We start from the raw sequence: 19,196 nt of genomic DNA, 5'->3' as shown, positions 1-19,196 counted from the left end.
GTTTTTCATCTTGACAGTTTGAATTTAAAGTTAGTAAATTCGAATTATGAACTGTCCTATTTTTAGGGAAGCCTACAACCATAATAATTTATATCTCAATCCATTCCTAAAGTTTAAATGACTCTGATTATAGATATATTTTGAAAATAATTACAATATACAATTGTTGGCAACAATACATAGAACAATATTATCCTTTAGAAGAGAGTGCGTTTTTAAATAATGAAAAGAAACTGCAAGTTTTTCATTAAAATGACATCAAAATGTAAAATAAAAAATATGTATTATAAAAAAATAACATTCATCGTATTGAGCTCATTACTATTGTTTTCTTGCGGTCAATCAAGTAAAGACAACAATAAAAATAAAATTGAAAAAATAAATAGAGATGATAATACTGACCGAGGTGAAAGACCAGAAAGGGGTGAAAGACCAGATAGAGGGGGAAAAAGAAAATATGAAGCCGTACCAACAGCTCCAGGTAAAGCGACGCCTTTATCTGCATTTAATGAGTTTAACCCTAAATCAGTAATCATTTCATTTGATGGAGATGAAATTACCATTGATTCGGATGGTCACCCCAACCATACTACTCCATACTGGGAAGACACTGACTCCCTTTATATTGAGCCAGTAGTGGCCATCGCTCAAACACCTGGCCGTATTGGAAGTCACAGAGATCGTAGTATTTCACTTACTGTGCCTGCTTCTCCAGGATTAGCGGTAAAGAGCACAAGTACAGGTTTAGGCGCTATTGGTATTTCTGTTACTGGTGTGCCTATTTTTAATGATTCAGAAGGGCCTGGTAGACCATTAGAAGAAGAAATTGCAGAAACATTTGATTATGCCGGAGGTCATGTTGGACCTTCTGGTTACCACTATCACTCAGAATCTATGGATGTTCCAGCAAACACGACGCTTTCTCATAATGATGAAAAATTAGTTGGCATTATGGCAGATGGATTTTTAATTTATGGAAGAAAAGATTTGGATGGTTCTTATCCTCCGGATTTAGATGAATCAGGCGGACACATTGGAGCAACACAACATAGTAATGACGAAGAATTTTATCATTACCACATAATAAATGAATATTATTTTGGGAATTTAATCGTACTCTTCGGTGGTGATTTAAAAGGTTCTCCAAATAATATTCTGTAAAAACAACATACCATAAAAGTTTAAAAAGAACATATTAGAGGGATAACAATGGTTAAATAAAAAAATTGATAGGACACAGCGCAACCCTGAAAATGGAAAAATAACCTTTGCCAATAACTAAGCGTTCGTGTGGTAGGTACGACCCAACATGAACGCTTAGTTATTGAACCGGCTGCTGTGCTGCTTCCATGAGGATTACTAAAAGTCCATACTATTAATTTACGAATTTTAACACATCGGTAAAAGTAAAATTAATAATTATTGGAGTTCTGTAACAGCCACGGCCGTATAATGGGCGGTTCTCCTTACAAGCTTTTTATAGGATATATAATAAAGGATATTTCAAAATCAAGTTGGTTTTTTACATTTCAAATAGCCTCTGTTTAAAAAAAACAAAAGACAACCGCAAGAAAGAAAACTGAAAAGCATCTAATTCTACATAATATTTTATCAAATTAAATAAAAATAAAAATGAAACACTTAAAATTAAATCTTTTACTTTTTCTAGGAGCTATTGTATTGATGCTTTCCTGCAGCAGTGATTCTGAAAATACGGACGACACAGACGACACAGACGACACAGATGGCACCTCCGATGTCGCCAGCACGCCTCTTTCCGCGTTTGATGAATTTAACCCGGATGCAGTGACCATTTCCTATGATGGGGAAGATATCACCATTGATTCAAACGGTTTACCAAACCATACCTCTCCATACTGGGAGGAGACAAATCCTCTTCATATTGATCAAGTTGTGGCGGTTGCTTTGACTCCTGGTCGCATTAGTGATAACCGTAGCTATAGCCTCACCGTAGATTCTGCACCAGAAATAGCAGCTTCAAGTACGGCTACAGGTTTAGGTGCTATTGGTATTGCAGTAACAGGAGCGCCTATTTTTAATGATTTAGAAGGGAATAATAGACCTATAGAAGAAGTAATTGCTGAAACATTTGATTATGCGGGTGCTCATAATGGACCATCTGGTTATCATTACCATATAGAATCTTCTAATGTTCCTGAAAACACAACGCTTTCCTTTGATGATGAAAAATTGATAGGTATATTGGCAGATGGTTTTTTACTTTACGGTAGAAAATGTAATTCGATAGGAGACCATCCAACAGATTTAGATGTTTCTGGAGGACACAGCTCTATAACCCAACATGATAGTGATGGAAAAGTGTTTTATCATTATCATATTATTAATGAATTTTATTTTGGGAATGTAATTGCTCTTTTTGCAGGGAATTTACAAGGTACTCCTAATACTGTTATGTAAGTGATTCATTAATTTTAGAATAAACGATAACCATCCTACACATTTTTTAGTTTGGGATGGTTTTGTTTTTAAATGAATCATTATTATTAAATCTTTAAAAAATGAAACAGTTATTTTACTCGCTTTTCTTATTAAACATTCTGTTAATTGGATGTTCAGGACAAAAAGAAAAATCAATTACAAATAATACTACTGATAACCTATTGGAGATACCTGATACATCAGTTGAGAAGTCAGTTTTGAAATATAACCACAAAACGTCTGTATGGACATTAAATGATATACCTTATTCTGGATTCGCTGTAAGTTATTATTCAGACAATAGCTTGAAGGAAAAGTTTGGAATCTTGAATGGAAAGAAGCAAAACAATTTTATTCAATGGTTTCTTGACGGACATTTTAAAAATATGGCGACTTATGATAAAGGAAAGTTACATGGAGAAAAGAAAATATGGTCTAAAGATTCGGCACATATTTTAATTGCTCATTATAATTATCGGAGGGGTTGGCCACATGGAGAGCAAAAAAAATGGTATGTAACTGGTGAACTCTTCAAAAAAATGAACTTGAACCGGGGAAAAGAAGAAGGTATACAACAGGCATTTAGAGAAAATGGAACTTTATATGCTAACTATGAAGCACGAGAAGGAAGAATTTTTGGGTTAAAAAAAGCAAAACTTTGTTATTCTTTAGAGGATGAAAATGTGCAATATAAAAAGAAATAGTATTTATTTTTCAAATGTAAACACTCTGTTCTTATATAGAATGACAACAAAACTAAAATAGTATATGGATTATCCATATTTGGTAATTCTTTAAAAACATGATTTGCTAATCGCACAGAAACCATTGTCAGTCCTTTTGTTTCTCTGCTGTTTTTATAGAAATCCAATCACCAACTGAGCCATGGGGATAGATTTCATTTTGATATAGCCGGATCACAAATAGCAAGGTAAAAGTAGGAGTGTTCGTTATTAAAACCCTTACCCGCTATCTTCCTTTTTCAATGTTTTCACATCAATTATCAATTCATTGATAGACGCCCTGTTCAAGCCATTATATATTCCTCTGATATGTTTATTTTTATCAATAAGTAAGAAGTTTTCTGAATGTAGAAAATCATTAAGGTCCTTTGGAACTCCTAAATTATTTTCGACAAAATATTGATTTCTCCCAAGGTCGTAAATCTTCATTTTATCACCGGTAACCAGATGCCATTTATCATCGATAATATCGTTTGTTTCAGCATACGTTTTAAGAACGGAAACCGAATCTATTGATGGTGTTACGGAATGTGACAATAACAATACTTCAGGATCGTCTATAAATGCTTCCTGTACTTTTAGCATATTTCCAGTCATTTTTAGGCAAATACCAGGACAAGTTGTAAAGAAGAAATCGGTAATATATAATTTATCACCAAAGGTCTTTTGAGTAACGGTATCCCCTAGTTGATTTACTAATTCAAAATCTGGAATTTTATGAAATGACTGTTCTTCTTCACTATTGGGGGTAAGCCAATGTGGTGTAAAAGATTCATCATTGTAATAGGGCAGGTATTCTACCCTGCTCGTTTCTTCTGCGGCAAATTTTTCTTTTTCCACTTTTGGTTTACACCCTATAAAAAGTGTGTTTGTAAGAACCAAAAGGGCACTAATTTTATATATTACTGAAAACCCCATCCTTAAATTTATAACGTAGAACCTGTCTTGTGTTTCTCTTTTCATTTCTAAATACATTTATTTCTCTCGCCGAATTTTATAGATTCCTTATTATACTTTGGATGCTTTTTTGAAATTTAAGCTAGTATCTTATTTTTCAAAAAATCTTCGTAGTTGTTTGCGAAAACCCTTTAATCAACTATAGACCAAACCAACTAATTTTATATACTAATTGCTTAAATAGCTACTTACCTCTGTGGAACGTTTTGAAACATGTACATTTAATTCTCTAATGGCAGTTTTAAAATCAGAAGGGTTATTCAAAAAACTACAATCAAATAGATTACCTTTTTAGATGTACTACTGTCTTTTAGATCCTCTTTCCGGTTTTGGGGCATTCTTAAATTCCTCTTCCGTTATAAACCCATCTTCATCGGCATCAATTTTTGTAAAGTCTTTTTTTAAACGTCCCTTAATTTCGTCCTCTGAAAGTTTTCCGTCCTCATTGGTATCCATCCGTTCTATTAGTTCTTCAAATGTTGGCGGTTCTTTTCTTTCCTGTCTATTTTGAGATTGTGCATAAGAACTCGCAGAGAAAAATAGTGTAATTCCAAAAGCCATTAAAACTGTTTTAAATGTGTTGTTTTTCATCTTTTTAATTTTTTGTATTTGATAGATTAGATACTATCGTTTTTATAAACTTGTGTAGGCTTCTGTTAAAAAAAGCACAAAAAAGGACCCGGACTTAAAATCAGGGTCTATCTCATTATCAATTACATCATCAAGGTCTGGGTGACCTATTGCCGTCTCCTGCTTTACCTTTGGGGCTATTGCGACCCGGAGGAGGTCCTTGTCGTCTCAAGGCTTCCTTTATTATAGACCTCAAGCGATCCTTTTGATTGTCGTCACATAATTCCGCAACGGTTTTGAAAAATCGAAACGTCTCCAATGCTTTCACTTTCTCTTTATTTGCAATTAGGGCAGCGATGGAGTCAATTTCAGCACTTTTAACCGTTTCATCGGATAATTTATCGAATAAGGAATCTTTTAATTCCCGAATATCGGCGAGAAGCATTTTTATATCTTCTCGATGCTCTTTATCCAACTTTTCAAACTTTTGCTTTTGCGTAGCGTCAAACTCCAGTTGTTTGGCAATAAAGTTACCTTGTGGAGGTCTCCTTGGTCCATTTATATCTGTGCTACTAAAATGCTTGAACAAGAAGAAAGCGTTCATGAGTACCAGAAAACCCAATAAAATATATAAAAGTAAATTTTTCTTCATAGTCTCTAGTTCTGATATAGGTATGAATTGGTATCCGTTTCCGAAAGTCCGTATACTTCTGCGAAATTCTCCACATTTTCTCCGTAACTATCCGAAGAATAGGAGATCAAGGCGACAACATTCAAAAACACAGAACAAACAAGTGCCGCGGCTTGAAGTTTTGGTGTAAACCAATTTAAAAAAGCCATACCTTCTTCCTCTTCAACAGATTGCTGTACCATTCTGGTTAATACCCTATCCTTAAAAAAGGGTGATATTTTAACAGTCCCCATACCTGAAACACTATTTAATGTTTCTTCTATCAGCTGGTCAATATTTCTTTTACTTTCCATAGTTTTGTTAGCACGGTTATTTTTAAGATGTTATTAATACAGAAAACTTGTGCTAGTTTCCTTCTTTTTTGTAATAATCATATAAATGCTTTTGCAAATTCTTTTTACCACGAAACAACAAGGACTCAATTGAAGATATACTTTTTCGGGTAATCTCAGAGACTTCCTGATAACTCAAATCATCAATTTTGTTCAAGGTATAGACAATTCGTTGTGCTTCTGGCAACTTGTTTATAGCGGCAAATAAGATTTCACTTTTCTCTTTATTCTCTAATTGTATTCCGGGGTGATTGAACTCTGTAAAATAGGAGCTTCTATCAATGGGAAGATTATTGCTTATCAACGATTGCATAAACCCAAAACGTTTTTTTGTGTTTTTCTTCCGGATAAATTCCAAACTCTTGTTTACGGATATGCGATATATCCAAGTTGACAGTTTCGAGTTTCCTTTAAATTTTGAAATGGAATTAAAGACCTCTATAAAAACATCTTGAGAAATATCCTCAGCATCTTCTTTATTAGGCACAAAGGAAATACAGGTACTGAATACCTTTTGCTGGTATTCCGCAAGCAATCGACCATAGGCCTCATTGGTTCCTTCCCGTAAAGCTTCAATAAATTTCTGCTCTTCCATCAACCAAATTTGATTGGCAAATTACATAAATCAAACGATAAAGATTAGGTCCCTAGCTCATATTGTATAGAAAGTAAAATTAAAGACTGTTTGAATTCTTAATTTGTAACAATATGTAATATATTAGTTAAATTGCACAGGGGCGGAGATTGGAATTTCAAAGTTTGTTATAACGGCATTGATTTACAACACATATTAACTCATTAAATCAAAACTTAGTTTAATACTGATACATGACCACTATTTTATATTCGAATAATTTCTTTTATGTCTCATAAAACAAACCCATCATTGGACTGTATATATTTCTTAAAGTTCAAATAACCCATTTTAATTTAAGTTAATATGTGTTATTAATCTCACCCCTAATTGAACTTTCAAAATCACTTTTAAAGTATATAAAAAGGTGTTAATAATTATACCTTAGCTGAAGTCCTTTAAAGAGTTTAATTGTCTAGTCCTATCAATAAATTATTGGAAAGTTTAGCGAAACGCTAAATTTCAAAGTGGTCAGACGGTAGATTAATTGAACTACATAATGATCAATATTCATTTGAAATCTAGACCGCCATCATTTAAAATAAAAATAATCTTTCACATTAATAAAATAGGGAATTGATCTTTACTTATACTTTATTGTAAAATGAAAATAATTTATATATTGAAAAAAGGTTTTTAAATCCTTGATAATTTGTTGATATCCAATAAGCCTAAAACTAGCCTTAGACTCTTTAAGGTTTTATAGACTACTGCTTAGCACCAATTCCCTATTCCCATTCAATTCTTTGAGATAAACTTGCATTCGCTCTTTAGCACCAAAGGTAAACTTAGGAAGGACATAGACAAATCGGGAGGTCTCTGCGTATCTGGTTTTCTTAGGTATTTTATAGATGTATTTGGGAACTAGCGTATTAGTCTGTAAGGACGATTGGCGCTTAGTGTTGCCCGTTAAAATCACTAATTTTAAGTAGTCTATCTCAAAATCTATCCCTGAATCGTTTTTAATTTCGAACTGCATAAAAACTAAATCATCGTAGTAAACTATGTTTTTGATTGCTATTGACAATCCATCTTTACTTTGTCTTATATTTTTCTTTTCTGGACGTTTCAATAAGGAAGCGCAAGATTTTTCAAGAAACTCCTTCGAATATTTAGTATGATTGTTAGAAATTGAATCTGAATCCATAGTTTCTATAGCGAAGAGAGAAGGAATCCAATTTAGCTTGCCCTTTTCCTTAGTACGACCTTCTTTTTCATTCCCTATACTTTCTGTTTCTAGAATAAAACGGTTTAGCTCCTTTAGTTGGTTGGAATATTTTAGGATGTAGGAGTACACTTGGCCATCTGTTGTAATCACCAATAGATTGCTATTCGCGCCCTTTGTAGCTTTTAATAGCCCAATACGTTGCCCTCGCTCGCGGTTATGCGTAAACACGAAGTTAGTAGCACCTGAGATGCCTTGCCGTATTTCGGAAGGAAATATTAGGGCTGTATTCATTTTTTCATTGGCATAAATAGTATCCAAGCTTTGAGTGCTTTGGGCAAAGAAGATGTTAGTATTTACGAATAACGAAATAAGCATTAGTGAACGTATCATAGTTTTGTTTTTATAATGAGTTTATAATTTGCATTGACGGTAATTTTTATATTTCTATTGTTTCGTTGAAAGACTCTTTTTATGCCACTTACTTGAGGTAGCCCGGGAATATTAATATCTCTGACCGCGTCTTCTAAAACCTCATTTAGCGCATCACCTTTAAAGCTATTTTTTATATAGATACCCTCTAAGCCATCAGCTAAATCAAAAGCTAAAAGTTTGACAGGGCTATGTTCTATATTATCTACTTCTAATACCACCCTATTTGGTCGAAATTTTACAATACCGTAGATAATGGTGTTCTTTTTTATAAGGCTATTATTCACAAGCACATCTTTGATAACCCGCATTTGTAAACGGTCATTTACCTTTACCGTTTGTTCACCATCTACTTCTACTTCAATTTTATCTGTATACCCAGCAGTTTGTATTGTAGGACTAACAGCAAAAAATAACTGTTGTTCTAAAGCCATTTCCTTTAGAGCGTTTGTATTTCTATCGTCATCAACTAAGACAACACTTTTCTTTTTTCTAACTTTCTGTTTATTTTTTATAAGCGGCAAACTATCCGAATACTTGATGCTTCCTGATTTATAGATACTATCTACCATCCGTTCTTTTTCCTTATCTAAAAGATTAGGGGTGTACTGCCCAGTGGAATCTAACAGGCTCTCGTTATATATACTTGGAGCGTTTCGTTCCCTTTTCTCTTCCAAGGCATCCACAGCCTCTTTTTTAGTTTTAAAGGTTGGCTTTTGAACTTCAAGTTCTGGCACTTCGGTCTGTTTAAGAAGGTTTTCATCTACTGATGATGTTTCTATCATTAAATAGTAGTACCCAATCATGAATACCAAGATGATAAGTAGCACGCTACTATAAACTATTTTCTTTTTATCGATTTGCATAACATTGTTTTAGTTTCGATTATCAATTTTCTTTAAGGATTTTTCAAAATAATTAGAGATTAATAGTCCGTGTGTATTGGTAGGATAGTTGCGATCAACCGGAATCAAATTCCCTGTAGTTGTCAATTCATATCTATCTACTGTAGTTCCTCTATTAATTTCAAAAATGGTAACTGTAGTGAAGGGATAAGGCTCTTTTTCTAAATTAACTTCTGAATTAACGCTGATTATCTTCTGCATTAAAGAGTACTGTAATAAACGATTATAGACCCCATCAGCCTTTTTTTGCCGATATACATTATCGACAGAACTATTTCCCAACCATAGTGCCTTTTCTAAATTAGATTCGTAATTACTGGCATCTATTCCATAAAAATTTCTATGAAATAATTCAAGATGAGCTAGTGCCTCTACATTTAGATTTTCTCGTTGAGAGATTAATTTTAAGGGTATAATTGCACCATCAGTATTGATAGCAAAGGCATTATCCAATGCTTTTTGATACATCGTAAAGACTAAAATGCCTGAGAAGACACTAGATAGTAAAGCAGTTACGGTTACGATAATGGTTACATATCGATTGAGTTTCAGTACATCGTAAATATTTTTATAAGGTAATTTCATGTGTCAATTTTGGTGTTAACTTATTGTGTGAAAATGCGAAGAGTGAATGTAATTGCACGTTTGTAGAGTTTAAACTTTAGTAAAACAATAAAACCAATTGTTGCAGCTTCTACCAATATTTCCATTGTAGTGCCACCCCTTGATGCACCCAATAGATTGATCCAAAAATTAGCATTGATTTCGGCATACAATTGGTTGACAAAAATATTGACCAGAAAGAAAGCCGGAACTAACATATATACAGCGGCATAAAGTTTAAAATATGCATAGGCCATACTGCGATACTTTTCAAAAACGGCTAAGCTGATGACCAAAGGAAAAAACGCTTGCATAATGCCTAGAAGGAAATAACGTTCCGTTAAAAAGAGAGGATAAAGAAAAAGGTCTATCATCCAAAGAATTAAACCAATACCAAAGGAGAACATCTTAATGCCAAAAACGGGTGTTATTAATGCATCGAAAAGCAATGAAAGCGCCTTAGATGCTGTATCAAGAGTACCTAAATCCTCTTCAATTGGAATATCTTGAAGTTGAAGTGGAATTAATGCCGGTGCCGTATCCCGATATTGTGTTTCGATAGCCACTAATATGGAATCTAAGAAACCTAGAATCTGCGTAGAAAAGATAACCAATAGTACAAAAGCAAAGTTTTTTGCTAGTTCACCAGGAGAAAGCCCCCATGAATATCCATATCTGTCTGCCACCCCTTCATTGTATTTTTTAAGGATATTGACCAAAAAAAATAAAACACCTAGACCCTTAATTCCGCCAATTGTATAGTTGGAAAAATCGGTCGCCTTTATGGTTTGAAAAACCGCATCTACATACTCAATTCCCATGCCTAAAAAAATAGTAGCTTGCATAGTTTAGTAGTTTGTTTCTCTATTGTTTATCTTGTCTTGCATTTCTCTGAAAGAAATAATCTCTTGATAACGTTTTGTTTTGCGCCCAACCGCTGAGACCATTTCCTTAGACTTTTGTTGTTGTAGGTGAATAGTGCTCATGCGTTCGCCATCAGTTAATTTTAAATGGTTACTAGAAAGTATTTCATTAATTAATTCCAAATCACTAGAGGCCTGCCGTAGAATTGCATTGAAGGATTCTGAAATTCGTGATACTTCTTCAACCTTGATATAGGGAGAATTGAGAATATTTCTTAAATCATCTTGAACAAGACTATGCAGTTGTGCATTGTTTCTTATCAGTTCTTGAACAGCATTAAGTTTTTCAATAGCGGCACTTACCTCCTCTATATTTTCTTTTTGTTCCTTTAGGAAATTTACAGTCTTTATAATATTGTCTGTCTGTTTAGCAGCTTCTAATATTATAAAGTTTTCTCCTGCAAACACCAATGAGTCTTATTCTATGGTGTACATAACGGATCATAGAAAGTTCGTTGGCAATTGGTCTTTTCTATCCTATGAGCAAATTAACAATGATAATGATGAAAGAACAGATAAAGTATTTTTATCCATCAACAAAGAGTTTACTGCCACTTCATATGAAACGTATGACGGAGTAGCATATCAATTACACTTTAAACTATTTGGTAATGGTTATTTGGAATTGGTTACGATACAACCTAGCCCAGATAATTACCCAGTAAGCCAGACCAGTACACAAGATTTGGTAGTACAGATAGAACAAGATGGATTATTATATTTTACAAATTACTCTGGTAATAAAGCGGTTTATGTTAGCAATTAGATAAATCGTTTCTTATTAAGATATAAAGCATTAGAAAAGGCTTCCAGTTATGGGAGCCTTTTTTATTTCTACACTTTTGGTCATGTGATATAAAACAAAAGTCATCACTTTACCATCTAAATTAAGTATCTGGTATAAAATGGTTAAATTGGTGCTAATTCATCAATCAATCAATTAACAATCATGAACTTAAAAAAAATCAGTCAACTTATTCTGGTTACATTGCTTGTGGGTACAACCTACGCACAGACCAATGATTCCATTACTAAAAATCTTACGGAAGAGTTAGAGCAAATCGTTACTGCCGGACCCATAGTTGGTTTCTCAGTAGCTATTGTCAATGAAGAAGGTACGCGCTATGAAAACGGATTCGGATTTGCCGACCAAAAAGCCGACCAAAAATATACAGCGAATACATTACAAAATATAGGTTCCATATCTAAGACGTTCATTGGGGTGGCTTTGTTAAAAGCACAAGAACTGGGTAAGCTCAATTTAGATGATAACATCAATGACTACCTACCCTTTCAGGTAGTGCATCCTAAATTTAAGAATACACCTATTACCATTCGGCAATTGGCAAGTCATACCTCAGGTATTAAAGATCCTGCAGAATATGAGAGCAAAGGGTATATACTTAAAGAAGCCGAAAATGGTAAAGCCAAGGTTAATGGTAATTTCTTGCCTCCAACTGAAATGATGTCGTTGGGAGATTATCTTAAAGCCATTTTGAGCGAAGATGGTAAATGGTACAAAAAGAAAACCTTTTCTAAATATCAGCCTGGCGGCATGTTCAATTACTCCAATATTGGTGCAGGTTTGGCAGCTTTGGTTCTTGAACAGGCAACGGGAGAACTTTTTCCGGCATTTACAAAGAAGTATATTTTTGACCCTATACAAATGACAAGTTCTGGCTGGTCTTTTAATACCATAGACGTTTCAATGCATTCGAAATTATATGCAGATTCTGAAACCGAGTTGGCTTTTTACGAACTAGTGAATTATCCCGATGGTGGACTCATTACCTCTGCTCACGATTTGGCAAAATACCTATCTGAGATTATTAAAGGAAATACAGGCAACGGAACTATTTTATACGCAGACAGCTACAAAGAGCTATTTATACCGCAGTTGACAGGCGAAAACCATAAAGACAGAAGTGATAAAGAATATAATGACGAATACAATATGGGCGTATTTATGGGTATGTCGTCAAAAGGGCAAATTGGGCATACCGGTAGTGATCCAAGTGTGGTAACTTTTATGTTTTTTGATGAAAAGACCAAAACAGGAAAATTGGTTTTGATAAATACAGAGCTAGATAAAAAAGGAATAGAAGAATTCATTGCTATTTGGAGGTCTTTAATTGCCAACGAGGATAAGTTTTAGTGGAAAAAGGAGAGCAGTATGAAAAATGAAATCAATACCATTTGGCTAGACCTTAATGAAGAGTTGAATCATTTCATTTTGGGTAAGATCAAAGACGAGCAAGTGTCAAAAGACATTCATCAAGAAGTATTCTTAAAAATACAGACCAAAATTCATCAGCTGCAACATACCTCTAAACTGACAAGTTGGGTATATCAAATTACAAGAAACACTATAATCGATTATTTTAGAAAACAAGGCAAAAGCACAGTAGCTATTGATGAAATTGATCTGGCAGAAGAACAGTCGGGAGATTTTGACTATGCCAAGCTTACTAACTGCATCAACCAAAAAATAGGGCAATTATCAGCACAGCATAAAGAAGCAATTGTATTGACCACCTTTCAAGAATACTCGCAAAAAGAGCTTGCCCAGCATTTGAATATCTCGTATTCAGGCACGAAATCTAGAGTTCAAAAAGCAAGGGAAATATTAAAGGTTCAACTGTTGTCTTGCCCCAATGTAACATCTGATCGTTCAGGTAAACTGCTCGATTTTGAAAATAATGAAGAATAGCTACGTCTTTTTTTAGAGTCCGCCGTCTATCTGGTATAAACCTTAAAAAGATAAGATGAGCGAATTAAAAAAAGTAACCGTACAAATACTAAATGCCTTTACAGAAAATGATAAGGGTGGTAACCCGGCAGGTGTCGTTTTAGATGCAGATACACTATCTCATGAAGATAAATTAGAGATCGCCCAAAAAGTAGGACTTTCAGAAACCGCATTTATATCGGAATCTGAGACGGCAGATTATAAATTAGACTTCTACACACCCACCAAGCAAATAGCACATTGTGGACACGCCACCATTGCCGCTTTTTCATACCTGAAACAATTGGGATTGTTAAAGGGTAATTCGTCATCAAAAGAGACGAAAGACGGAAATAGAAAAATAGAAATACAGGGAGATTTGGCTTTTATGGAGCAATTAGCACCCAGTTATGTAAACCCGTCTGAAAAAGAAGAGGAGATTCTAAAATCATTAGGATTAACCAAAGAAGATTTGCTACCAAACGCTCCAATTCAAGTAGTAAATACTGGTAATTCTTTTCTATTGATTCCCGTGAAAGATGTAAAAACGTTAGAAGATATTACACCACATTTTGATGCCATAGAAAATATCAGTGAAGCATATGATTTAATAGGATATTACGTGTTCACTACAGATGCTGCAGCACATGAAATAGATGTGACAACAAGAATGTTCGCGCCACGCTATGGTATTTTAGAAGAAGCGGCAACGGGAATGGCTGCAGGTCCTTTAGCTAGTTATTTGTTTGATGTCTTGCAGCTAAAGCAAACCAATTTTAAAATTCAGCAAGGCAAATATATGAGTCCGCCATCATCAAGTACGCTTGAAGTGCAATTGCATGTGGAAAATGAGCATATAACCGGACTAATGGCTGGTGGAAAAGGAGTAGTGGCAAACCAGATCGAAGTTAGTTTAACTAAACAGTGATAATGAGACCTAATGTCACATTGAGCGCAGTCGAAATGCTTTGATGTTTCTTTTTACGGTTACCCGTAATTCTATACTAAAGAAAAATACTACCTTGTTGGTTGGTTCTAAAATACTACTTCCTCTTACCGATTTAGAAGCAATAATGAATTGCTGATATTTTCCGTTGAGGAGTAGCAAAAACAAAGTAATTAGTCTTATGAAACTAGAAAAAATATTAGATAGATTAGGGTCGATTGAAAAAACTCTTTCATTAAGATAATTGATAATATAATATCAAAAAATCCTAAAAACGGTAAAGAAATTGCTAAGATTTTAAGTAGTTCAGACAAAGGGTTAAAATCTGTTGACAATCAAAATATTTCTACAATTTTCAATCTAACCTCATCAGAATTTCAGAGCTATATTGAGTGTGAATTTCAAGAAATTACTTCTCAACTAGATATTTTGATAGATATAATTATTCGCGACGGTAATTGTATCATGAAGCAAGATTGGTTTTCTAGGTTGTACGAAACAGAAATAAAAAATTTAAAAGGTAAAATTAAGAGTATAAATGCTAATTTTGAAAATGACAAATCTGAGTTAGAACCCTCACGTAAAAGAGATTATAAAATTTATAAATCATGTCTACATACTGCATATCAAAACGATATTGAAAATAATAGAGATGCAAAAATAACTTCAGATGAATTGTCTATAATCTTGACTCTAAGTAAACAATTAGGATTATCTCAAGAAGAAGTGAAGCTAATAAATTACTCTATAATTCCAATTCAAAAATTAGACATTCAGGAAGTAATTAAAAGTCTTAAAAATATAGGTGTAATTTTTTACTCCAATAAGGAAAACACGATTTATGTTGCAGATGAAATGGTTCGATTATTACGTAGAGTCAGAAAGAAAGAAGTTGCAACAAAGTTTTATAGGAGAACATTAAAGTTACTTAGAGATCCAATAATAAATCAAATAGCAAGAGACCACAATATTGACAGAAAGTTATCTTCCGCTCAAAAAATTGAAGAAATAATTAAAGAAGGAGTTTCCTTTACCAGTCTGCTTTTAGAGGATATTTATAAACCAGGAAGCACACTTACTGAAAAGAAGAAAACCTTAAATGAATTGTGTGAAAAAGGCTTGAATATTAATAATCTTAGAGGGAGTGTTTTAGATGATAAAATAGAGAGTTTAATTCAGCATTTTGAAAATGTTGAACGAGATGAAAAAGTTGGTATTTCTTTAGATGGATTTGATAAGTTACTTACTGAATTAAATCAATCACTTCCTAAGTTAAACAAAGAAATTAGAGCACAATTTGAATTGCAAGAAGAATTTGTTTTAAAGGGTGATTTCTTATTAGATTATAATATAAAACCAAGAGATATTCTCGACTTAATTGTGAAAGAGGATTTAACCAAATTCATAAAAGATAACGGAATAAAACAAAGGGGAGATGATATTTTGAATATCCTTGAACACTACAAGGATGTTGAAAATCTTTATTTAGAAAATTATTCTAATGTTGCCTTTAGAGATTTGAACCTTTTAAAAGAAAATGGTATAGTAGTAAAAGAAAGTGAATTAGGTTTGAAGTTTGAGGAGTTAACTAAGGTAATTTTTAAAGGGTTAGGTTTTAATGTAGATGATATCCTTAAAAATAAAATAAATACTCAAAAGGATATGATTGATATTCTTGTGAATTTAGGAAATGATGAAATAATTATTATCGAATGTAAGACGAGTAAAGAAAGAGGATATAATAAGTTCAGTGCAGTTTCCAGACAGCTAAAATCTTATCAAAATCTAGCATTAAAAAACAACCTTCGTATAGTGAAGATTTTACTTGTTGCTCCTGAATATAGTGATGATTTTGTAACAGATTGTGAAATGGATACTGAAATTAATTTGTCACTTCTAACCGCATCTACCTTATACAAAATTCTAGAATCTTTCAAAGGTTCTAGTTATAATGAATTCCCACATGTTCTTTTTAGAGATATAATTATTAATGAAGATAGAATTATAAAGGCATTGAGTAAGTAATTAGAATAGAATATCAGTTTTACCAAAGAAACCAAACAATCACATGAAATGGAAAAAGCATTAAAAATCTTATTGTTAGTAGTATGTTCAACGTCACAATTATATGCTCAAAATACAGAAGAAAGATGGGATGCCTACATGGCGGCGTATGAAGATGGTAAAATTGGATCAACTACCTTACGGATGGATTTGAATGAGATTACTCCAATTGAAGATTTCAATTATGTTTTGGTTACAGGGTTAAGCTATGAAACTACTAACGAAAATGGCTTTCCTGAGAATGAAACCTTTGCCGTACTGCACAAGGTTGCAGATGAATTAATGGAAATAATACAAAAAGAAACTGAATACATTACAGTTGGCTCTTTTATGTTTAACAAAGAGAGGTTAGAATATTTTTACCTTAAAGAACCAAAGAATCTTGTTTATATAATAGAGAATTTTTATAAAGAATATTACCCAGAGTATAAATTTTATGTCAATATAAAAGAGGACAAAGAATGGACGTATTATAAGGATTTTCTTTATCCAAGCGAAGAAGTACAAAACTACATGGCCGATCAGTCAGTATTAAGAAGTTTAGAAGAAGCGGGGGATCTACTTTCTAAATCTAGACCTGTATATCATTGGTTATACTTTTCTACCGAGGATGAAATGAAGCGTTGCGAGAATGATTTAGTTTCTTCTAATTTTATAGTAAATAATGCAGGTATTAATACTGAGTCTGACTTGCCGTATGAACTACACGTCTATAGAGTCGACCATGTAGATATAGATACTATTTATCCTATTACTTCTCAATTAAGGGTTATGGCAAGGAAATATGGCGGAGAATATGATGGATGGGAAACATCAGTAGAAAAAGAATAAAAAGAGAATTTATTAATGATAGATTTAGACGAAAACAAAAGACTGAAATTAACATTTCTCAGCTATACTTAGATTTTATAGGAGTAGTTCGGGATTTAGAAAAAGGAGTAGAAATTAAAATTTCTGAACATAAGTTAGAGCTTCATAATTGGACTTCAAGACAAGACGTAATAATGAAATTTAAAAGGACTCCGCCGCCTGAAAACAAATAACTAAGCTATATAACAAACAAATTCTTCCTTAATCTGAGACACTACTGTTCTAATCTCATAGATTCTAAAAACAGATTCTTTGAGCTTTTTTATTTACTATATTTAGTGCTTAACCATACAAGTAATTTTACGCAAACACATTCTAAAAACTAACAATGGGAATTTTCGATTTGTTTAAAAAAGGGAGTAACAAGTCGGATGTCTTAAACACAGACAACGGCATTTCAGGACCCTCAATTCTTGAAGGTTTTACCGAACATATTGAAAACCCAAAAGACCTGCATTCACATGAATGGCGTAGAAAATTGAAATCTTCATCTGGAGAGAGCAAATTCAAAATAAAATACTACGGAGAACTTCACGAAGATTATAGCAATCTTATTGTTGAGACAGATTTTGCACCTGCTATGGTATATGCAGTGGATGTAGTTTCAGGTGAAGAAATACTGTTGTTTGATGGTTGCAAACACGGGTATAATGCCATGTTTTGCGATACTTTTACACCTGAACAAATCACAAATAGACCATTAGATAATCTGTATAAAGGCGGTAATGGCAATGAAGTTTTTGAAATTACCATAAGCACGTATAATGGTATTGATTATGAAGATGAGTTTAGAGAAGAGGTTGATACCAATGGTTTGCTAGAGCTTATTGACGGCACTAAAGTAGATTTTGAGAGTGTAAAACGAAATGGATATGACACATTACAAATTTGGGCGACTAATACCAACGGTGAGTCTGTTGAGGTAGTATCTGAAGAACTAGCTTAAATAAATTCATCTTAATAGTAAGCCATATACAATTTGATAAAAATAATAGAAGCATATTTAGCTAAGCTTTTTGAGTATAATAAGAAAAGCGCCCAGTATATGGAGGATCTTAAAGCTAATCCTCATTTTAGTACTAGGGAAGAAATGAATAAAGAAGACCTAAAATCTAATGCTTTTGTCGCTCCAGAGCTAAAGAAAGGAGAAATAAGTGTGTGTATATCTCCAGATTTGGGAAATCAGATGCCTCTGGTTTTAGAAAAGTGGTATGTAAAAGTCGGTGATAGGGTAAAATCGGGTGATGTATTATGTGCAATTGGGAACGAAGCCGTTACCATGGAATTTGAAAGTTTCTATAATGGTAAAGTAATCTGGATTTGTGAACATAAAAAAGACTTGACCGTAGGTGATGTTTTTGGTAAAATTGAAGGTATCTGATTTAAACTTCAATGAGTTTTTGTTTCTTTTACCAATACTGATAACCATAACCTAAACGTTCATTTTTAATTAAATATATTGCTTGTTCAATACAACCGTCATTTTATCGATTGTTGTGCTTAAACAAACTTGCCATTACACATTTAAGAAACTCCAATATGAAAATTTACCTGTTATCAGTTTTAGCATTTGTTTTATTCATTTCTTGTAAAACCGATCCAAACAAACAAGTAGATGAAGGGCAAGTAGTAGAAAACACATATCATAGTAAAGAAATTGGTTGGACGATAGAGATACCAGAAGGTTGGAATGTAACGCAACGAGAAGAATCGCAGGCGCTTGAAGATGAAGGTCTAAAGGCAGTTAATGAAGCGAATGGAATAGACTATGATATCAGCAGCTTAAAACAGCTTATAGGCTTTCAAAAAGATAAATTCCACATGTTTGGGGCTAGTTCAGAAAAATTTGAAATTGAGTACGAGGGCGAGTATGAAGAAAATAAAAAATTAGTGAAACAGGTTCTTTATAACACATATGTTTCTAATGGTATAAAAGTGGACACGGTGTCATCAAAGGCGCGTATAGACAACTTAGATTTTGATTTATTTAAAATAACGGTTTATGATCCTAAGGGTAATATTTTGCTCTATCAAGATTTGTATTCCACATTAAGAAACGGCTTAGAATTCGGAGTCAACTTAAATTACATCAACGATAAAGAGAAAAACGAATTAATGCGCGTATGGAAAAATTCGAAATTTGAATAAACACGATTTTTTGCTACAGCCCATA

The 19,196-nt window shown here is 33.4% G+C and carries 23 protein-coding genes; 13 read left to right on the top strand and 10 right to left on the bottom strand.

The features are described from left to right. Positions 1 to 309: 309 nt before the first annotated feature. The 3 genes from Q0871_RS17410 to Q0871_RS17400 all read left to right on the top strand — a co-directional run bounded on the left by Q0871_RS17410 (position 310) and on the right by Q0871_RS17400 (position 3,164). Complete coding sequence (locus Q0871_RS17410) at positions 310 to 1,161, top strand: YHYH protein (RefSeq protein WP_299325971.1); 852 nt, start codon at positions 310 to 312, stop codon at positions 1,159 to 1,161. A 471-nt stretch (positions 1,162 to 1,632) separates the two neighbouring features. Continuing rightward, on the top strand, positions 1,633 to 2,439 hold the full coding sequence (locus Q0871_RS17405) for a YHYH protein (protein WP_299325969.1): 807 nt from the start codon (positions 1,633 to 1,635) through the stop codon (positions 2,437 to 2,439). A 101-nt stretch (positions 2,440 to 2,540) separates the two neighbouring features. Beyond that, positions 2,541 to 3,164 (top strand): hypothetical protein, encoded by a 624-nt coding sequence (locus tag Q0871_RS17400; protein ID WP_299325967.1) that lies wholly within the window; start codon positions 2,541 to 2,543, stop codon positions 3,162 to 3,164. Positions 3,165 to 3,422: 258 nt separating this feature from the next. Here Q0871_RS17400 and Q0871_RS17395 read toward each other — a convergent pair whose 3' ends face one another. From Q0871_RS17395 to Q0871_RS17350, 10 genes are all read right to left on the bottom strand, one after another. Beyond that, complete coding sequence (locus Q0871_RS17395) at positions 3,423 to 4,043, bottom strand: SCO family protein (protein ID WP_299325965.1); 621 nt, start codon at positions 4,041 to 4,043, stop codon at positions 3,423 to 3,425. Positions 4,044 to 4,460: 417 nt separating this feature from the next. Further along, positions 4,461 to 4,751 carry an EF-hand domain-containing protein gene (locus Q0871_RS17390; protein WP_299325963.1) on the bottom strand — a complete coding sequence of 97 codons (291 nt, stop codon included), beginning with the start codon at positions 4,749 to 4,751 and terminating at the stop codon, positions 4,461 to 4,463. Positions 4,752 to 4,881: 130 nt separating this feature from the next. Continuing rightward, on the bottom strand, positions 4,882 to 5,382 hold the full coding sequence (locus Q0871_RS17385) for a hypothetical protein (protein ID WP_299325961.1): 501 nt from the start codon (positions 5,380 to 5,382) through the stop codon (positions 4,882 to 4,884). 5 nt (positions 5,383 to 5,387) lie between these two features. Beyond that, on the bottom strand, positions 5,388 to 5,714 hold the full coding sequence (locus tag Q0871_RS17380; RefSeq protein WP_299325959.1) for a hypothetical protein: 327 nt from the start codon (positions 5,712 to 5,714) through the stop codon (positions 5,388 to 5,390). 52 nt (positions 5,715 to 5,766) lie between these two features. Beyond that, on the bottom strand, positions 5,767 to 6,348 hold the full coding sequence (locus Q0871_RS17375) for an RNA polymerase sigma factor (protein WP_299325957.1): 582 nt from the start codon (positions 6,346 to 6,348) through the stop codon (positions 5,767 to 5,769). 739 nt (positions 6,349 to 7,087) lie between these two features. Next, positions 7,088 to 7,945, bottom strand: a complete 858-nt coding sequence (locus Q0871_RS17370) for a DUF4138 domain-containing protein (RefSeq protein WP_299325955.1) — start codon at positions 7,943 to 7,945, stop codon at positions 7,088 to 7,090. After that, a complete protein-coding gene (gene traM, locus Q0871_RS17365; RefSeq protein ID WP_299325953.1) occupies positions 7,942 to 8,850 on the bottom strand; it encodes a conjugative transposon protein TraM in 909 nt (302 codons plus the stop codon). Before traM ends, Q0871_RS17370 begins: the two co-directional genes overlap by 4 nt. 9 nt (positions 8,851 to 8,859) lie before the next feature. After that, on the bottom strand, positions 8,860 to 9,474 hold the full coding sequence (locus Q0871_RS17360) for a conjugal transfer protein TraK (RefSeq protein WP_299325951.1): 615 nt from the start codon (positions 9,472 to 9,474) through the stop codon (positions 8,860 to 8,862). 20 nt (positions 9,475 to 9,494) lie between these two features. Further along, positions 9,495 to 10,337, bottom strand: a complete 843-nt coding sequence (locus Q0871_RS17355; RefSeq protein ID WP_299325949.1) for a hypothetical protein — start codon at positions 10,335 to 10,337, stop codon at positions 9,495 to 9,497. Between the two features lie 3 nt (positions 10,338 to 10,340). Then, a complete protein-coding gene (locus tag Q0871_RS17350; RefSeq protein WP_299325947.1) occupies positions 10,341 to 10,823 on the bottom strand; it encodes a conjugal transfer protein in 483 nt (160 codons plus the stop codon). A 16-nt stretch (positions 10,824 to 10,839) separates the two neighbouring features. Between Q0871_RS17350 and Q0871_RS17345 the strand changes: the two genes are divergently transcribed. The 10 genes from Q0871_RS17345 (at position 10,840) to Q0871_RS17300 (ending at position 19,171) form a co-directional block, all read left to right on the top strand. Then, entirely contained in the window at positions 10,840 to 11,181 is a 342-nt protein-coding gene (locus Q0871_RS17345) for a hypothetical protein (RefSeq protein WP_299325945.1), read from the top strand. 183 nt (positions 11,182 to 11,364) lie between these two features. Further along, positions 11,365 to 12,570 carry a serine hydrolase gene (locus Q0871_RS17340; RefSeq protein ID WP_299325943.1) on the top strand — a complete coding sequence of 402 codons (1,206 nt, stop codon included), beginning with the start codon at positions 11,365 to 11,367 and terminating at the stop codon, positions 12,568 to 12,570. 18 nt (positions 12,571 to 12,588) lie between these two features. Beyond that, positions 12,589 to 13,125, top strand: a complete 537-nt coding sequence (locus Q0871_RS17335; RefSeq protein WP_299325941.1) for a sigma-70 family RNA polymerase sigma factor — start codon at positions 12,589 to 12,591, stop codon at positions 13,123 to 13,125. A gap of 55 nt (positions 13,126 to 13,180) precedes the next feature. Beyond that, on the top strand, positions 13,181 to 14,071 hold the full coding sequence (locus tag Q0871_RS17330) for a PhzF family phenazine biosynthesis protein (protein WP_299325939.1): 891 nt from the start codon (positions 13,181 to 13,183) through the stop codon (positions 14,069 to 14,071). 483 nt (positions 14,072 to 14,554) lie between these two features. Further along, positions 14,555 to 16,114, top strand: coding sequence for a hypothetical protein (locus Q0871_RS17325; RefSeq protein WP_367275159.1), 1,560 nt, complete (start codon positions 14,555 to 14,557; stop codon positions 16,112 to 16,114). A gap of 48 nt (positions 16,115 to 16,162) precedes the next feature. Beyond that, positions 16,163 to 16,984 carry a DUF695 domain-containing protein gene (locus tag Q0871_RS17320; protein ID WP_299325937.1) on the top strand — a complete coding sequence of 274 codons (822 nt, stop codon included), beginning with the start codon at positions 16,163 to 16,165 and terminating at the stop codon, positions 16,982 to 16,984. Continuing rightward, a complete protein-coding gene (locus Q0871_RS17315) occupies positions 16,957 to 17,196 on the top strand; it encodes a hypothetical protein (protein ID WP_299325935.1) in 240 nt (79 codons plus the stop codon). Before Q0871_RS17320 ends, Q0871_RS17315 begins: the two co-directional genes overlap by 28 nt. Positions 17,197 to 17,351: 155 nt before the next feature. Continuing rightward, entirely contained in the window at positions 17,352 to 17,969 is a 618-nt protein-coding gene (locus tag Q0871_RS17310) for a hypothetical protein (protein WP_299325933.1), read from the top strand. Positions 17,970 to 18,068: 99 nt separating this feature from the next. Beyond that, positions 18,069 to 18,404: a biotin/lipoyl-containing protein gene (locus Q0871_RS17305; RefSeq protein WP_299325930.1), complete on the top strand. Its 336-nt coding sequence runs from the start codon at positions 18,069 to 18,071 to the stop codon at positions 18,402 to 18,404. A gap of 158 nt (positions 18,405 to 18,562) precedes the next feature. Beyond that, positions 18,563 to 19,171, top strand: a complete 609-nt coding sequence (locus Q0871_RS17300) for a hypothetical protein (RefSeq protein ID WP_299325928.1) — start codon at positions 18,563 to 18,565, stop codon at positions 19,169 to 19,171. Positions 19,172 to 19,196 lie beyond the last annotated feature (25 nt).

The organism is uncultured Maribacter sp., from assembly GCF_947500985.1.
GTDB lineage: Bacteria > Bacteroidota > Bacteroidia > Flavobacteriales > Flavobacteriaceae > Maribacter.
Note: the sequence above shows the minus strand (reverse complement) of the source record. Positions and strands in the feature narration are given on the sequence as shown.

Excerpts from the sequence above, each read along its gene's own strand:
- Q0871_RS17405 (WP_299325969.1), top strand. The coding sequence starts at position 1,633 with ATGAAACACTTAAAATTAAATCTTTTACTTTTTCTAGGAGCTATTGTA.
- Q0871_RS17400 (WP_299325967.1), top strand. The coding sequence starts at position 2,541 with ATGAAACAGTTATTTTACTCGCTTTTCTTATTAAACATTCTGTTAATT.
- Q0871_RS17390 (WP_299325963.1), bottom strand. The coding sequence starts at position 4,751 with ATGAAAAACAACACATTTAAAACAGTTTTAATGGCTTTTGGAATTACA.
- Q0871_RS17385 (WP_299325961.1), bottom strand. The coding sequence starts at position 5,382 with ATGAAGAAAAATTTACTTTTATATATTTTATTGGGTTTTCTGGTACTC.
- Q0871_RS17380 (WP_299325959.1), bottom strand. The coding sequence starts at position 5,714 with ATGGAAAGTAAAAGAAATATTGACCAGCTGATAGAAGAAACATTAAAT.
- Q0871_RS17375 (WP_299325957.1), bottom strand. The coding sequence starts at position 6,348 with ATGGAAGAGCAGAAATTTATTGAAGCTTTACGGGAAGGAACCAATGAG.
- Q0871_RS17370 (WP_299325955.1), bottom strand. The coding sequence starts at position 7,945 with ATGATACGTTCACTAATGCTTATTTCGTTATTCGTAAATACTAACATC.
- traM (WP_299325953.1), bottom strand. The coding sequence starts at position 8,850 with ATGCAAATCGATAAAAAGAAAATAGTTTATAGTAGCGTGCTACTTATC.
- Q0871_RS17360 (WP_299325951.1), bottom strand. The coding sequence starts at position 9,474 with ATGAAATTACCTTATAAAAATATTTACGATGTACTGAAACTCAATCGA.
- Q0871_RS17355 (WP_299325949.1), bottom strand. The coding sequence starts at position 10,337 with ATGCAAGCTACTATTTTTTTAGGCATGGGAATTGAGTATGTAGATGCG.
- Q0871_RS17345 (WP_299325945.1), top strand. The coding sequence starts at position 10,840 with ATGGTGTACATAACGGATCATAGAAAGTTCGTTGGCAATTGGTCTTTT.
- Q0871_RS17340 (WP_299325943.1), top strand. The coding sequence starts at position 11,365 with ATGAACTTAAAAAAAATCAGTCAACTTATTCTGGTTACATTGCTTGTG.
- Q0871_RS17335 (WP_299325941.1), top strand. The coding sequence starts at position 12,589 with ATGAAAAATGAAATCAATACCATTTGGCTAGACCTTAATGAAGAGTTG.
- Q0871_RS17330 (WP_299325939.1), top strand. The coding sequence starts at position 13,181 with ATGAGCGAATTAAAAAAAGTAACCGTACAAATACTAAATGCCTTTACA.
- Q0871_RS17325 (WP_367275159.1), top strand. The coding sequence starts at position 14,555 with ATGAAGCAAGATTGGTTTTCTAGGTTGTACGAAACAGAAATAAAAAAT.
- Q0871_RS17320 (WP_299325937.1), top strand. The coding sequence starts at position 16,163 with ATGGAAAAAGCATTAAAAATCTTATTGTTAGTAGTATGTTCAACGTCA.
- Q0871_RS17315 (WP_299325935.1), top strand. The coding sequence starts at position 16,957 with ATGGGAAACATCAGTAGAAAAAGAATAAAAAGAGAATTTATTAATGAT.
- Q0871_RS17310 (WP_299325933.1), top strand. The coding sequence starts at position 17,352 with ATGGGAATTTTCGATTTGTTTAAAAAAGGGAGTAACAAGTCGGATGTC.
- Q0871_RS17305 (WP_299325930.1), top strand. The coding sequence starts at position 18,069 with ATGGAGGATCTTAAAGCTAATCCTCATTTTAGTACTAGGGAAGAAATG.
- Q0871_RS17300 (WP_299325928.1), top strand. The coding sequence starts at position 18,563 with ATGAAAATTTACCTGTTATCAGTTTTAGCATTTGTTTTATTCATTTCT.